The organism is Pantoea sp. sgz302252, from assembly GCF_047713085.1.
Classification (GTDB): domain Bacteria; phylum Pseudomonadota; class Gammaproteobacteria; order Enterobacterales; family Enterobacteriaceae; genus Scandinavium.
On sequence record NZ_JBLFJW010000002.1, the window covers coordinates 169,170 to 184,685 of the forward strand.

Here is a 15,516-nt window from a genome sequence, read left to right on the forward strand (position 1 = left end):
ATTATCGGGAGCAGACCGGTTACATCCCCCTAACAGCTGTTTAAAGAGAAACACTATCATGACGGATAAATTGACCTCCCTGCGTCAGTACACAACCGTAGTGGCTGACACCGGAGACATCGCGGCAATGAAGCTGTATCAGCCTCAGGATGCGACAACCAACCCTTCTCTGATCCTCGGCGCTGCCCAGATCCCTGAATACCGCAAGCTGATTGATGAAGCGATTGCCTGGGCGAAAAGCCAGAGCAGCAACCGCGAGCAGCAGATTGTTGATGCGACCGACAAACTGGCGGTCAACATCGGTCTGGAGATCCTGAAGCTGATCCCGGGTCGTATCTCAACGGAAGTGGATGCGCGTCTGTCCTATGACACCGAAGCTTCTATCGCTAAAGCGAAACATCTGATCAAGCTGTACAACGATGCAGGCATCAGCAACGACCGTATTCTGATCAAGCTGGCGTCCACCTGGCAGGGCATTCGTGCTGCTGAACAGCTGGAAAAAGAAGGCATCAACTGTAACCTGACGCTGCTGTTCTCCTTCGCTCAGGCTCGTGCTTGTGCTGAAGCGGGCGTGTTCCTGATTTCTCCGTTCGTGGGCCGTATCCTCGACTGGTACAAAGCCAACACGGACAAGAAAGAGTACGCACCGGCAGAAGATCCAGGCGTGGTTTCTGTGTCTGAAATCTACAGCTACTACAAACAGCACGGCTACGAAACTGTCGTGATGGGTGCGAGCTTCCGTAACGTCGGTGAGATCCTGGAACTGGCTGGTTGCGACCGCCTGACCATCGCTCCGGCACTGCTGAAAGAGCTGGCTGAAGCTGACGGCGCTATCGAGCGCAAACTGGTTTACACCGGTGAAGTGAAAGCGCGTCCAGAGCGCATCACTGAATCTCAGTTCCTGTGGCAGCACAACCAGGACCCAATGGCCGTAGACAAACTGGCGGAAGGTATCCGTAAGTTTGCTATCGACCAGGAAAAACTGGAAAAAATGATCGGCGACCTGCTGTAATCATTTTTCGCGTGGCCGGGCTCCCGGTCACGCTTGCTACTCTGCTATTTGTCTCCTTTTCCCTCCAGCGTGTATCATTCCGCCTAACAGCACTTTGAACGGAATTGATATGAACACTCTACGCATTGGCCTTGTCTCCATCTCCGATCGCGCCTCCAACGGCGTTTACCAGGATAAGGGCATTCCGGCTCTGGAAGCGTGGCTGTCCCGCGCCCTGACATCCCCTTTTGAACTGCAAACCCGGCTGATCCCCGATGAACAGTCGATCATTGAGCAAACCTTGTGTGAGCTGGTGGACGAAATGGGCTGTCACCTGGTGTTGACCACGGGTGGCACGGGGCCTGCACGTCGTGATGTGACGCCGGATGCGACACTGGCGATTGCCGATCGTGAAATGCCGGGTTTTGGCGAGCAGATGCGCCAGATTAGCCTGCACTTTGTGCCGACGGCGATCCTTTCGCGTCAGGTTGGGGTTATCCGCAAACAGGCGCTGATCCTCAATTTGCCGGGTCAGCCGAAGTCGATTCAGGAAACGCTGGAAGGCGTCAAAGAGGAGAGCGGCAACGTACTGGTGCACGGGATTTTTGCAAGTGTACCGTATTGTGTACAGCTTCTCGAAGGACCTTACATCGAGACTGATGACCAGGTCGTTGCCGCGTTTCGCCCTAAAAGCGCACGTCGCGAGACAATCTCCTGAAATTAAGCCTTTTATGACATAGCCTGTGCGGGTCATCGATTGACCAATGATTTACGGTATAGTAATTTTTTCTTTACGAAATCTGTAAATTAATCAAAACAAATGGCCCGCTATGTCACCTTCCGCAAGACCTCTGAACCGACAGGATTATAAAACGCTGACGCTGGCTGCTCTCGGTGGTGCCCTCGAGTTTTATGATTTCATCATCTTTGTCTTCTTCGCCGCCGTTGTGGGCGAACTTTTCTTCCCTGCTGATATTCCTGAATGGCTGCGTCAGGTCCAGACCTTTGGCATTTTTGCCGCGGGTTATCTGGCTCGCCCGTTGGGCGGCATCGTTGCGCCGTTGCTATTGCTGCTGATGCGCGTGCCGCCGATGGCTCCAGCCTGGTATGTGCTGGCGTTATCGCTGGTGGGATTGGGATTAGGTATCTGGTTGCGACAGAGTTACATCGCGCCAGAGAAAGCAACGCTTGCGGCGAATTAAAAAAAAAGCCGGGTGAGAGAGTCACCCGGCTTTTTTATCTTGATCATCTTACGATCAGTGTTTCTCACCGATTGGCAGCACGGTGCGGCCAAACTTCTCGTTCAGCACTTCACCCATTGCCAGGTAGATAGCGCTTGCGCCACACACCAGACCAATCCAGCCCGCGATGTGAACGATGCCTTCGTTGTCCGCCAGGTGGCCGATAGCCAGCAGGGCAAACAGCACGGTCAGGCTCAGGAACACGAACTGCTGCATGCGAGGACCGTTCAGCGTTCCGAAGAACATGAACAGGGTGAACACACCCCACAGGCCCAGATACATCCCCATAAAGTGCGCGTTAGCCGGTTCTGCCAGGCCCATCTTCGGCATGATCAGAATGGCGACCAGAGTCAGCCAGAAAGAGCCGTAGGAGGTGAACGCGGTCAGACCGAAGGTGTTGCCTTTCTTAAATTCCAGCAGGCCAGCGAAGATCTGTGCCAGGCCGCCGTAAAAAATACCCATCGCCAGAATGGCGGTATCAAACTGGAAAAGGCCGCTGTTTGCCAGGTTCAGCAGAATGGTGGTCATGCCGAAGCCCATCAGTCCCAGCGGTGCCGGGTTAGCCAACTTAGTGTTACCCATATTTCCTCAAAAACTTATCAATAAAGGGAGAAATGTCTGAACCCCGCGCCAATCCTCTGGTTGCGGGGCGCGGCATAATAATCAGTGTCGTGTCTGCCGTCTATGATCTGAGCAGGGGGAAATTAAAAAATTTTTTATCCCTCCCCCTTGATGAACCTCCTAACGACCCCATCTTGTAAGCAACCGCAGTGGTGAGCCTGAAAAAAAACGTAGCGGGGCGCTTGAAACAGCACGTTTCGCCCTTATTACAGGTTCACAACCACATGTTGATCGAATTTTTAGTGGAGACGTTTAGATGGGTAAAATTATTGGTATCGACCTGGGGACTACCAACTCTTGTGTAGCGATTATGGATGGCAACACTCCGCGTGTGCTGGAAAACGCCGAGGGCGATCGCACCACGCCTTCTATTATTGCCTATACCCAGGACGGTGAAACTCTGGTTGGTCAGCCGGCTAAACGTCAGGCCGTGACAAACCCGCAGAACACCCTGTTCGCGATCAAGCGCCTGATTGGCCGTCGTTTCCAGGACGAAGAAGTGCAGCGTGACGAAGCTATCATGCCGTACAAAATTGTTGCTGCTGATAACGGCGACGCCTGGCTGGACGTGAAAGGCACCAAAACTGCACCGCCGCAGATTTCTGCAGAAGTGCTGAAAAAAATGAAGAAAACCGCGGAAGATTACCTGGGCGAGCCGGTAACTGAAGCTGTTATCACCGTTCCTGCTTACTTCAACGATGCTCAGCGTCAGGCAACCAAAGATGCTGGCCGTATCGCAGGTCTGGAAGTCAAACGTATCATCAACGAACCCACCGCAGCCGCACTGGCTTACGGTCTGGATAAAGAAGTGGGTAACCGCACCATTGCTGTATATGACCTGGGCGGCGGTACCTTCGATATCTCCATCATCGAAATCGATGAAGTTGATGGCGAAAAAACCTTTGAAGTTCTGGCGACCAACGGCGATACCCACCTCGGTGGTGAAGACTTCGACAGCCGTATGATTAACTATCTGGTTGAAGAATTTAAGAAAGATCAGGGCATTGACCTGCGTAACGACCCGCTGGCGATGCAGCGCCTGAAAGAAGCCGCAGAAAAAGCGAAAATTGAGCTCTCTTCTGCGCAGCAGACCGACGTGAACCTGCCGTACATCACTGCAGACGCGACCGGTCCTAAACATATGAACATCAAAGTGACTCGCGCGAAACTGGAAAGCCTGGTTGAAGACCTGGTGAACCGTTCTATCGAGCCGCTGAAAGTTGCTCTGCAGGATGCTGGCCTGTCTGTTTCTGACGTTCAGGACGTTATCCTGGTCGGCGGTCAGACCCGTATGCCGATGGTTCAGAAGAAAGTGGCTGAGTTCTTCGGTAAAGAGCCACGTAAAGACGTGAACCCAGACGAAGCTGTTGCTATCGGTGCTGCGGTTCAGGGCGGCGTGCTGACCGGTGAAGTGAAAGACGTTCTGCTGCTGGACGTCACCCCGCTGTCGCTGGGTATCGAAACCATGGGTGGCGTGATGACTTCGCTCATCAACAAAAACACCACCATCCCGACCAAGCACAGCCAGGTGTTCTCTACTGCGGAAGACAACCAGTCTGCGGTAACCATCCACGTGCTGCAGGGTGAGCGTAAACGTTCTGGTGATAACAAATCTCTGGGTCAGTTCAACCTGGATGGTATCAGCCCGGCACCACGCGGCATGCCGCAAATCGAAGTGACCTTCGATATCGATGCTGACGGTATCCTGCACGTTTCCGCGAAAGACAAAAACAGCGGTAAAGAGCAGAAAATCACCATCAAGGCTTCTTCTGGTCTCAATGAAGAAGAAATCCAGAAAATGGTGCGTGAAGCTGAAGCTAACGCCGAGTCTGACCGTAAGTTCGAAGAACTGGTTCAGACCCGCAACCAGGGCGATCATCTGCTGCACAGCACGCGTAAGCAGGTTGAAGAAGCCGGCGAACAGCTGCCAGCGGAAGACAAAACCGCTATCGAGTCTGCACTGACTGCGCTGGAATCTTCTCTGAAAGGCGAAGACAAAGCGGATATCGAAGCGAAAATGCAGGCACTGGCTCAGGCTTCCCAGAAACTGCTGGAAATTGCTCAGCAGCAGCATGCACAACAGCAGGCGGGTTCTGCTGACGCTTCCGCGAACAACGCGAAGGATGACGATGTTGTCGATGCTGAGTTCGAAGAAGTTAAAGATAAAAAATAATCGCCCTGATGCAGGGTAATTAACTGGCACGGGCGTCGGAGTTTACTCCACGCCCGTGCTCGCATGTTAAGGGCAGATAAAAAGAGATGGCGAAGAGAGACTATTACGAGGTTTTAGGCGTTTCCAAAACAGCGGAAGAGCGTGAAATCAAAAAGGCTTACAAACGCCTGGCGATGAAGTTCCATCCTGACCGTAATCAGGGTGACAAAGAAGCCGAAGGAAAATTTAAAGAGATCAAAGAAGCTTACGAAATCCTGACCGACGCGCAGAAGCGTGCGGCCTATGACCAGTATGGTCATGCGGCGTTCGAGCAGGGCGGCGGTGGTTTCGGTGGCGGCGGCTTTGGCGGCGGTGGTGCTGATTTCAGCGATATCTTCGGCGACGTGTTTGGCGACATTTTTGGCGGCGGACGTGGGCGTCAGCGTGCATCACGTGGTGCAGACCTGCGCTACAACATGGATCTGACTCTGGAAGAAGCCGTTCGTGGTGTCACCAAAGAGATTCGCATTCCGACGTTGGAAGAGTGTGATGTTTGCCACGGCAGCGGCGCGAAAGCGGGCACCAAACCGCAGACTTGTCCAACCTGTCACGGTCAGGGCCAGGTGCAGATGCGGCAGGGCTTTTTTGCCGTACAGCAGACCTGTCCACACTGTCAGGGCCGCGGTACGCTGATTAAAGATCCGTGCCACAAGTGTCATGGTCACGGTCGCGTTGAAAAGAACAAAACCTTGTCGGTTAAAATTCCGGCAGGCGTCGACACCGGCGATCGTATTCGTCTGTCCGGCGAAGGCGAAGCAGGTGAGCACGGCGCGCCAGCGGGCGATTTGTACGTTCAGGTGCAGGTTAAGCAGCACCCAATCTTCGAACGCGAAGGGAATAACCTGTACTGCGAAGTGCCGATTAACTTTGCAATGGCTGCTCTGGGCGGTGAGATCGAAGTCCCGACGCTGGATGGTCGTGTGAACCTGAAAGTGCCTGGCGAAACGCAGACCGGCAAACTGTTCCGCATGCGTGGTAAAGGCGTCAAATCCGTTCGCGGTGGTGCACAGGGCGATCTGCTGTGTCGCGTTGTAGTGGAAACTCCGGTTAGCCTGAATGACAAGCAGAAACAGTTGCTGAAAGATCTGCAGGATAGCTTCGGTGGTCCAACGGGTGAGAAAAACAGCCCGCGTTCGAAAAGCTTCTTCGATGGCGTGAAAAAATTCTTTGATGATTTGACTCGCTAATTGCATCAACTGCTTGAACACCAAAGCCCGGGCTTCGCAGTCCGGGCTTTTTTATTGCCATCACTAAACTGCCGCCAGGAAAGATGCGGAGTGACTCAGCAAGACTCTAGTCTGATGAATAGCTATGCCGGAATATGACAATACTCCCATCATCGGTGAATTTTCATAAGTCATCTTCTCAGGAGAAGATCTTTTACACCGCAAAAAAAAGATTCAGATATCGTGCGCCTCCTTTATTAACGTTGCTTTAACTTGCGTGAGGGAATGTGAGATTAAATGATTAACAAATAATTAAGCTAAATAATAACGTCAGTATTCATTTCTGGTATGATTTAGACTATCTGTGGTTTCAGAAAAATTAATGTTATTTAACAGAGGCTTACAAGTATGGAAACATTGCCTGCAACCAGGGTGTTTGATTTGAATTTAATCAGAGTTCTGGATGCAGTAATAAGTGCGGGGAATGCAACGAAAGCCTCAAAACGGCTGAACGTGACGCCTGCCGCTGTATCATTAGCGCTACAACGCTTACAGCACACTTATAATGAGTCCCTTTTTATACGCACCAAAGATGGGTTAGTGCCAACTGCCCGAGCTAAAGAGTTGCATCACACTTTTGTTCAAATTCTGGAACTGGTGGATACAACTTTTCACCCCGGAGACTGGCTAAAATTAAATAAAGAGATGATCATTTGTGGGAATGATATTACGGAGCAGTATTTCCTCTCTCAGATTATTGAATTTGATATTTTTGATCAATATAAAATTCATCACCGCTCCAACTGGCTGAAAGACATCACCTCCAGCAGAGAGTTACTGAAATCTGGCACTGCTGATTTGGTTATGACTTTTGAACCTCCCAAGGATAATGATTTTTCTCAGGTGGTGGTCGAACGGTTTACCACTTACTGTGTTGTCTGTAGTCTACAAAATCCTTTGTCTTCACTGTCCAAAATATCATTGCATAATTTTTATTCTTTTCGTCACGCTGAAATTCGCAATGATGTATTTAAAACATCTCTTTTTGATGAACGTCATCTCATGCTTCCGTGCGGACCTTACACAGGTCACCGAACGATTGGCTATCGTAGTGAGTCACTTAATGGTTTATTGAGTATGGTTGAAAATACAGCGATGATTGCTGTACTTCCAAAAAGATTGGCTAGTTTTTATAAGGCTCACAGAAACTATGCAATAGAAATAGTTTCTCTACCAGACGAGATAAAAGTAAAACCATTATCTCTATACGCTGTCTGGTCACAGCGGAATAAATTACAGAAAGATATTTATGCCATGGTTTCGATGCTGCAGACTATTGCCTCATTCCGTTCATGAGTGGTTATATATACGAGTATGTGTCTTTCTTTTATAAAGTGTTATTTTTTATTATTTGCCTACATGCTGTCTGGCTAGTTACATTTCAGTTACCGCAAGCTTTCTTGCATATCCTATTGAAAAGTGCATGAGGTGACTATGATGATTCTTGAAAATGTGCCATCGTCCAGTTTTGTTTTTTTTAAATTGGAAATTACTCTTACTGTCCTGGTGATTGGGGCCTGGGGAGGTATTGTGATTTTCCTTATGAAAAATGGAAGCAAGGGCACAACATTTTACAAAAAAGTGAATGCATGTCTATCGCAAATTATTATTTCGTGCTTCACGGGTTTTTTGCTGAGCATCATTGCTATTGAAAAGGGATTAAGCTTCAATTTTATTATTTTAGTTTCCGGTGTCGGGGGGGTATTTGCCGCACCGATCTTGAAACTCATTGGTAGCAAAGTGAAGAGTTTTTTATTTGTAACAGAGGATAAAAGTAAATAAAAATGATAGCCTCTCCTTCGAGAGGCCATCGTTCAATTAATTGAAACTCGATTTTTCAACCATCCATAGACAAACTCCTCATTTTGATTACGATACTCAGTGGCGGAAAGATAATACTCACCTTGCGTGCAGTTTAATGCATTCAGTAATATTTTCTCACCTTCGTCACCTCGCCATGCCAGATAAATACTTAGGGCTTTAATCGTTTTTTCACCAATGTTCCCATCTACCTTCAGTTCGTCATATTTTCTTTCATTATGATTAAAAGCATTAAGCCAGCGCTGGAGCCAGCGTGAAGGCCATGCTGGACCTACATTAACTCCTGCGTCACATAATTCGAAAGCAAGAGGCCAGGACAGTTCAGCAACATGATCGAAGCCGGGGGCTATCCAGTAGCTCTGCTCCATAATAGCGTAGGCGTCAGATCGAGTCAGATCCTGCATTCTTCCCTGAAATCCGTGTGCACGCGCTGTGGCTTCTGTTATTCCCCAATGGGTTGGTCCTCCTTTATCTGCAGCATTTTCCGTAAAACCACCTTCTTTTGTCAGAATACCGTCTAATATCAGATTCATTGTTGTCACCTTTTTTGTGGTCAGTCGTTGGAACTATTTAATCATTTCAATGATGAGATACAGAATAATCATTGAAATGATAAAGACGATGATGGAAAGAGGGTTAAAAAAGTTAGGTCTGATTTTATTTTCCTCTGTAGGAAGCACTTCAATGGAGATGCTACTGTTTGCTCTAATGCCTATTCGTGGCACTGTCATAAAAAAGTCATTAATTCCCAGTGAACGTAAATCCTTTCTTATGAGATACAATAGCTGTGTCATATTTGCATCGCTAATAAATTGCCCTCGTTCCCCCCATAATCCGAAGGCAAGGGCTTGCTTGTCAATGATTCCTGAATTTGCGTGTTCAATTATAAAACTGAGGCATCGAGCTCTCATCGCCGACATTTTTATGATGACAGCACTGTCAGTGTTTTTAATCTCATTTTTACTCTCGTTATAAATACAGTTGTGATTGAGTAGATAGCGCTTCATAGTGAACCTGTTATTTCTGATTGGATGGTGTACTTTCGCTAATATTAAGAATTTACTGATTTAGATTCAAATAACAAGTTGTAAAAAGGTCAAAAGTAAAACGAAAAATGGATTATTTATCGCAAAAAATGCCCTGACTTAAATTATATTAAGGAATGACTTAAGTTATGTTTTAGTTATGTCGGAAGGAAAAGTGTATTGTTGTTACAAATAAATGACTGTGTGATATGAGTTATCCAATAAAAATATATAATATGATGCTTTGTGTTTTGCGTATTTCAGCCTTTGTTTGTGAAATGAATAGCGTAGCAATGAGCTACATACGCTAAACAATTTAAGGAATGTATAATGAGTAACTTGATTCAGAGCGACAGCTATACAGAAACCAGTAATGCGGCAGATGGATTTAATCCTGCCAGTGAAGTGCAGAATTACAGCTATACTTCAGCGCGTGTTGCAATACCTGTATATAATAAGTACAGGGCTTCAACGTCTAAGCCGAAAGTATATGGTTATTATACCGACTGGTCTCAGTACGATGGCCGTCTTCATGGCATGAGCGCGAAGGCAGATCGTGGTCGGGGCTATGATCTTGCTAATGTCGACCCTACCGCTTACGACAAAATTATTATCGGCTTCCTCGGTATTGTTGGTGACAGAGGTGAGAAACAATATACTATCGAAAATGCCGCAAACCTGACGGGTAAGACAACTAACGAGCCGACTTTCCTTGACCCTTGGGGCGACTTTCAGTCTTATGTTAATTGCAATCAAACCACCAGTGGATGGGATGTCGATCCCGCGACGGTAACGCAGCAGAATACGCATGGTATACTTGGCGGGCTACGCGATCTGCAGGCAAGAGCGGAGCAAATGGGCCATAACCTTGTGCTGTCCATGAGTATTGGCGGCTGGACCATGAGTAATGCTTTCCATGAAATGGCTAAAACGAGTGCTGCCCGCAGGACTTTTGCGGAGGGCGTGGTGAAATTGTTCAGACAATTCCCCATGTTTAGTGAAGTCGATATTGATTGGGAATATCCTAATGCGCCAGGGAATGCAAACCCATATGGTCCGGAAGATGGAGCCAATTATGCTTTGCTTATTCGCGAGCTGAAAACTCAATTAACGTCAGCCGGACGTGGCGATGTTAAGATTTCTATTGCCAGCTCGGCCGTGGTCAGCACTGTGGGCTATTCCAACGTCAATGCCTTACTTGAAGCCGGTTTATATGGCCTCAACGTGATGACCTACGATTTTTTCGGCACGCCGTGGGCAGAAACCTTAACACATCATACCAACCTGTCGCCATTGACGGCGGGGGGCTGGAGTGTGGAAACCGTCGTCGATTATCTGGTGGCGGAAGGCTTTCCTTCAGACCGAATTAATATAGGTTACGCAGGTTATACACGTAATGCCCGCAATGTTGCTATCGACAATTTCTCACCGCTGAGTGGGACCTATCAGCCAGGAGAAGGAACCACCACGGGATCTTTTGAGTCAGGTTGCACTGAATGGTATGACACCATTTATAACTATCTGGATTTAGAAAATCAGCAAGGGCGCAATGGTTTCAATGTTTATACCGACCAGATTGCTAATGCTGACTATCTTTTTAACCCGCAGAGTAAGCTGTTTATGTCGCTGGATACGCCTCGCTCGGTGAAAGCCAAAGGGGAATATGCTGTTCAGCACAACCTGGGGGCACTCTTTACCTGGACTATCGATCAGGATAACGGTGTGCTCGTCAACGCTGCGCGTGAAGGGCTTGGCTACGAGCTTGAAAATCAGCAAATCGACATGACCCCTTTTTACTTTGAAGGGATTAACATCAGTGGTGAAGAACCTGAGGAAGGTGAAGAACCTGTTCAGCCGGAGATCAATCATGCACCCACTGCGGCGATCGAATTACTTGTCGTCAGCGGTTCCCGTGTACAGCTTTCTGGCGCAGGCTCCAACGATGAGGATGGCGATACGCTGACTTTCAGTTGGGGAGTGCCCGTTTCCGTTTCTGTGGTCGATAAGCAAGTGCCAGTCATTGAGTTTTCAGCGCCGAGTGTTACCCAAAAAACGGAACTTCAGTTCACGCTGTTTGTTCGGGATAGTCAGAATGAACCTTCTTCGCAACAGCGTTTTGTGGTAAACGTGGTGCCTTCCTTGTCTGAGGAGACAGGTGATGTAACCCCAACGCCCGATCCTGAACCTACGCCGGAACCCACTCCCGGTGAGCCAGAAGGCGAAACGCCTTATCCGTTATGGAGCGCCACAACCGTTTACGGAGCGACCTGGGGTAATTTCGAAACGGTGAGCTGGAAGGGGCATAACTATAAAGTGAACTGGTATTCACTGGGCAACGAGCCAGATAAAAGCTGTGGCCCTTATGCCGTCTGGAGCGATCTTGGTCCCTATTCTCTTGGCTAATGCTGCCACCTTTTTATAAGGCAACTGAAGTATTAACCCTCCCCCGGTGATTCTCGCCGGGGCTTTTGTATTTCACTTTCGGTTAAAGGAAAACCGAAGTAAAGGTTTCGCACACACTCTTATTGTCAGGTTTATGCGATTCATAATGCAGTTATAATCTACTTTTTTCGATCTATAATGCCCATTAGTATAATGATCATTCTGTTTTATCGAGTAAAAGTAAGGATGGATATGAAGCATCTTCAGCGTTTTTTCAGCAGCGAGGCTTCCGGGGGAGTCATCCTGATTATTGCCGCTGCACTGGCGATGATCCTCGCCAATTCCGGGCTAACCAGCCATTTCTACCAGGCATTTCTTTCCACTCCGGTACAGCTCAAAGTCGGGCCGCTGGAAATCAACAAAAACATGCTGCTGTGGATCAACGATGCGCTGATGGCAGTCTTCTTCCTGTTGATTGGTCTGGAAGTGAAGCGTGAGAGGGCGCTGGGCTCACTGGCAAGCCGCCAGCAGGCCGCTTTCCCGGTGATTGCAGCTATTGGCGGTATGGTCGTGCCCGCTCTTATCTATCTGGCGTTTAACTACCAGGACCCGATTGCTCGTCAGGGTTGGGCTATTCCGGCGGCGACCGATATTGCCTTTGCGCTTGGCGTGCTGGCGCTTTTAGGTAACCGCGTTCCCGTCACCCTGAAGATTTTCCTGATGGCGTTGGCGATCATCGACGATTTGGGCGCGATCGTTATCATCGCACTGTTCTACACCAGCGATCTATCACTGCTGTCTCTTGGCGTGGCCACGGCGGCGATTGCCGTGCTGGCGATCCTCAACCTGACAGGCGTTCGTCGAACCGGTATTTATATTCTGGTCGGGATGATTTTGTGGACGGCGGTGCTGAAGTCTGGTGTGCATGCCACGCTTGCGGGGGTGATTGTCGGCTTCTTTATTCCGCTGAAAGAGCAGGCGGGTAAATCCCCGGCGAAGCAACTGGAGCACGTGCTGCATCCTTGGGTGGCTTACCTGATCCTGCCGCTGTTCGCCTTCGCAAATGCGGGCGTTTCACTCCAGGGCGTGACGATTGAAGGGCTGACGTCCCTGCTGCCGCTGGGGATCATGGCGGGTTTGTTTGTCGGTAAACCCTTGGGCATTGGGGTGTTCTGCTGGCTGGCGCTGAAACTGAAGCTTGCCACGTTGCCGCAAGAGACCACCTGCAAGCAAATTGTGGCGGTCAGCGTGCTCTGTGGTATTGGCTTCACGATGTCGATTTTCATCTCGACGCTGGCCTTCGGCGGCCTGGACCCGACGCTCATCACATGGGCGAAACTGGGGATTCTGATTGGCTCGCTTCTGGCGGCGGTCACCGGGTATAGTTTGCTTCGCTCGGGCAGCAAGGGCTCCCGTTACCCGGGATAACAGGATACGGATGGTCGCCTTCGGGCGGCCATGAAGCGCAAAGTTCAGGGAGAGAAACGAATGTCTCATATCAATTACAACCATCTTTATTATTTCTGGCACGTTTACAAAGAGGGGTCAGTGGTGGGGGCTGCGGAAGCGCTGTATCTCACGCCACAGACCATTACCGGCCAAATCAAAGCGCTGGAAGAGCGCCTGCAAGGAAAGCTGTTCAAACGCAAAGGGCGCGGGCTGGAGCCGAGCGAACTGGGTGAACTGGTGTTCCGTTATGCGGACAAAATGTTCACCCTGAGCCAGGAGATGCTCGACATCATCAATTACCGCAAAGAGTCGAATCTGTTGTTTGATGTGGGCGTGGCGGATGCGCTGTCGAAGCGGTTGGTCAGCGGCGTGCTGGATGCGGCTGTGGTGGAAGATGAACAAATCCATTTGCGCTGCTTTGAATCGACCCACGAGATGCTGCTGGAGCAGCTTAGCCAGCATAAGCTCGACATGATTATCTCTGACTGCCCGATTGACTCGACTCAGCAGGAAGGACTGTTCTCGGTGAAAATTGGTGAGTGCGGTGTCAGTTTCTGGTGCATGAATCCCCTGCCAGAGAAACCTTTTCCAGTTTGCCTCGAAGAACGTCGTCTGCTGATCCCTGGGCGCCGTTCAATGCTCGGTCGTAAGCTTCTGAACTGGATTAATACTCAAGGGCTGAAAGTCGAAGTGCTGGGCGAGTTTGATGATGCCGCGTTAATGAAAGCCTTTGGCGCTGCGCACAATGCGATTTTTGTTGCACCGACTCTCTACGCACACGATCTCTATGCGGATGACAATATTGTGGAGATTGGACGGGTGGAAAACGTGATGGAGGAGTACCACGCCATTTTTGCCGAACGCATGATTCAGCATCCTGCCGTGCAGCGAATCTGTAATCGCGACTACTCGGCGCTGTTTGAGTTATCGCGCTAAGCCCGAATCGCAGAGATAAAAAAACCCGCCAAAAGCGGGTTTTTTCTACAAAGCCTCAACAGCGTAGCGATTAAGCCAGTTTGTTGATCTGTGCAGCCAGGTTAGCCTTATGACGCGCAGCTTTGTTTTTGTGGATCAGACCTTTAGCAGCCTGACGGTCCACGATTGGTTGCATTTCGTTAAATGCTTTTACTGCAGTAGCTTTGTCGCCAGCTTCGATAGCTGCGTACACTTTCTTGATGAAAGTACGCATCATAGAGCGACGGCTAGCGTTGTGCTTGCGGGCCTTTTCAGACTGAACGGCGCGCTTCTTAGCTGATTTGATATTAGCCAAGGTCCAACTCCCAAATATGATCTATATGGACAATTCAAAGGCCGAGGAATATGCCCTCTTAGCCTTCTTTTGTCAATGGATTTGTGCAAATAAGCGCCGTTAGTGTGACGACACTTGGTTACGTAGTGATGGCGCAGGATTCTACCAGCTTGTGCCCTTCGAATACAGCCTTTCCGCCATAAAAATCACCGGGGCAAGAGGGAATTTACCCAGTTTCGTCTCAAGGTGGATGAAATCCTTGCATCTTTCGGTTCTCAGGTGCAATCGCCGGTTAACGTAGCCAGCTCTACAAGGTATACTTTGGCGATTTTCACTGTTTTGAGCCAGACATGAAGCTGATACGCGGCATACACAATCTGAGTCAGGCACTGCACGGGTGCGTGCTGACCATTGGTAATTTCGACGGCGTGCATCGTGGGCATCAGGCATTACTCCAGCGTTTGCGTGCTGAAGGCCATGAGCGCGAGCTGCCTGTCGTGGTGATGATTTTTGAGCCGCAGCCGCTGGAACTGTTTGCGACCGACAAGGCTCCCGCTCGCTTGACGAGACTGCGCGAAAAAGTGCGTTATCTCAGCGAAAGCGGTGTGGATTATGTCCTGTGCGTGCGTTTTGACAGGCGGTTTGCCGCACTCACTGCACAGGAATTTATCAGCGATCTGCTGGTCAAACGCCTCGGCGTCCAGTCTCTGGCCGTCGGGGATGATTTCCGCTTTGGCGCTGGTCGCGAAGGGGATTTCTTGTTATTACAGAAGGCTGGCGCTGAATTTGGCTTTGATGTCACCAGCACCCAAACTTTTTGTGAAGACGGATTACGTATCAGCAGCACGGCGGTTCGCCAGGCGCTGGCTGAAGATAATCTGGAGCTGGCGCAAACGCTGCTGGGCCATCCTTTCAGCATTTCAGGGCGCGTGGTGCACGGCGATGAGCTTGGCCGCACCATTGGCTTTCCAACGGCGAATTTGCCGCTGCGTCGTCAGGTTTCCCCGGTGAAAGGGGTTTATGCCGTCGAAGTCGCGGGTCTCGGTGATAAGCTGATTCCAGGCGTAGCGAATATCGGCACTCGCCCAACGGTCGCGGGTGTACGCCAGCAGTTAGAAGTGCATTTACTGGACGTTGTAATGGACCTCTATGGTCGCCATATCGATGTCATACTGCGGAAGAAAATCCGCAACGAGCAGCGATTTTCCTCGCTGGATGAATTAAAAGCGCAAATCGCGCGAGATGAGTTAACAGCCCGAGCGTTGTTTGGGCTATCAAACCCGGCGTAATGCCAACGTT

The 15,516-nt window shown here is 49.6% G+C and carries 14 protein-coding genes and 1 pseudogene; 11 read left to right on the forward strand and 4 right to left on the reverse strand.

Features of this window, described 5'->3' with window-relative positions:
- Nucleotides 1-58: 58 nt before the first annotated feature.
- From tal to ACLW56_RS02570, 3 genes and pseudogenes are all read left to right on the forward strand, one after another.
- Nucleotides 59-1,012, forward strand: coding sequence for a transaldolase (gene tal, locus ACLW56_RS02560; RefSeq protein ID WP_330982251.1), 954 nt, complete (start codon nt 59-61; stop codon nt 1,010-1,012).
- A 109-nt stretch (nt 1,013-1,121) separates the two neighbouring features.
- Nucleotides 1,122-1,709 carry a molybdopterin adenylyltransferase gene (mog, locus tag ACLW56_RS02565; RefSeq protein WP_330982252.1) on the forward strand — a complete coding sequence of 196 codons (588 nt, stop codon included), beginning with the start codon at nt 1,122-1,124 and terminating at the stop codon, nt 1,707-1,709.
- Nucleotides 1,710-1,821: 112 nt separating this feature from the next.
- Nucleotides 1,822-2,088 (forward strand): annotated as a pseudogene (locus ACLW56_RS02570) (MFS transporter); the annotation flags it as partial.
- 159 nt (nt 2,089-2,247) lie between these two features.
- On the opposite strand, the gene satP reads toward ACLW56_RS02570, so the two are convergent.
- On the reverse strand, nt 2,248-2,814 hold the full coding sequence (gene satP / locus ACLW56_RS02575; protein ID WP_330982253.1) for an acetate uptake transporter: 567 nt from the start codon (nt 2,812-2,814) through the stop codon (nt 2,248-2,250).
- 295 nt (nt 2,815-3,109) lie between these two features.
- On the opposite strand from satP, the gene dnaK reads away from it, so the two are divergent.
- The 4 genes from dnaK (at nt 3,110) to ACLW56_RS02595 (ending at nt 8,073) form a co-directional block, all read left to right on the forward strand.
- On the forward strand, nt 3,110-5,026 hold the full coding sequence (dnaK, locus tag ACLW56_RS02580; RefSeq protein ID WP_330982254.1) for a molecular chaperone DnaK: 1,917 nt from the start codon (nt 3,110-3,112) through the stop codon (nt 5,024-5,026).
- A gap of 86 nt (nt 5,027-5,112) precedes the next feature.
- Nucleotides 5,113-6,252, forward strand: a complete 1,140-nt coding sequence (gene dnaJ, locus ACLW56_RS02585; RefSeq protein ID WP_330982255.1) for a molecular chaperone DnaJ — start codon at nt 5,113-5,115, stop codon at nt 6,250-6,252.
- A 387-nt stretch (nt 6,253-6,639) separates the two neighbouring features.
- Entirely contained in the window at nt 6,640-7,587 is a 948-nt protein-coding gene (locus ACLW56_RS02590; protein WP_330982256.1) for a LysR family transcriptional regulator, read from the forward strand.
- A 138-nt stretch (nt 7,588-7,725) separates the two neighbouring features.
- Nucleotides 7,726-8,073, forward strand: a complete 348-nt coding sequence (locus ACLW56_RS02595; protein WP_330982257.1) for a phage holin family protein — start codon at nt 7,726-7,728, stop codon at nt 8,071-8,073.
- A gap of 32 nt (nt 8,074-8,105) precedes the next feature.
- Here the strand turns inward: ACLW56_RS02595 and ACLW56_RS02600 are convergent, their stop codons facing one another.
- Nucleotides 8,106-8,645 (reverse strand): glycoside hydrolase family 108 protein, encoded by a 540-nt coding sequence (locus ACLW56_RS02600; RefSeq protein ID WP_330982258.1) that lies wholly within the window; start codon nt 8,643-8,645, stop codon nt 8,106-8,108.
- A gap of 33 nt (nt 8,646-8,678) precedes the next feature.
- Entirely contained in the window at nt 8,679-9,119 is a 441-nt protein-coding gene (locus tag ACLW56_RS02605) for a hypothetical protein (protein ID WP_330982259.1), read from the reverse strand.
- 348 nt (nt 9,120-9,467) lie between these two features.
- Between ACLW56_RS02605 and ACLW56_RS02610 the strand changes: the two genes are divergently transcribed.
- The 3 genes from ACLW56_RS02610 (at nt 9,468) to nhaR (ending at nt 13,904) form a co-directional block, all read left to right on the forward strand.
- A complete protein-coding gene (locus tag ACLW56_RS02610) occupies nt 9,468-11,540 on the forward strand; it encodes a glycosyl hydrolase family 18 protein (RefSeq protein ID WP_330982260.1) in 2,073 nt (690 codons plus the stop codon).
- Between the two features lie 231 nt (nt 11,541-11,771).
- Nucleotides 11,772-12,947, forward strand: a complete 1,176-nt coding sequence (gene nhaA, locus ACLW56_RS02615; RefSeq protein WP_330982261.1) for a Na+/H+ antiporter NhaA — start codon at nt 11,772-11,774, stop codon at nt 12,945-12,947.
- A gap of 60 nt (nt 12,948-13,007) precedes the next feature.
- Nucleotides 13,008-13,904, forward strand: a complete 897-nt coding sequence (nhaR, locus tag ACLW56_RS02620; protein ID WP_330982262.1) for a transcriptional activator NhaR — start codon at nt 13,008-13,010, stop codon at nt 13,902-13,904.
- Nucleotides 13,905-13,974: 70 nt separating this feature from the next.
- On the opposite strand, the gene rpsT is transcribed toward nhaR, so the two are convergent.
- Nucleotides 13,975-14,238, reverse strand: a complete 264-nt coding sequence (rpsT, locus tag ACLW56_RS02625; RefSeq protein WP_330982263.1) for a 30S ribosomal protein S20 — start codon at nt 14,236-14,238, stop codon at nt 13,975-13,977.
- Nucleotides 14,239-14,567: 329 nt separating this feature from the next.
- Here rpsT and ribF point away from each other — a divergent pair, with 329 nt between their 5' ends.
- Nucleotides 14,568-15,506, forward strand: a complete 939-nt coding sequence (gene ribF, locus ACLW56_RS02630) for a bifunctional riboflavin kinase/FAD synthetase (protein ID WP_330982265.1) — start codon at nt 14,568-14,570, stop codon at nt 15,504-15,506.
- Nucleotides 15,507-15,516 lie beyond the last annotated feature (10 nt).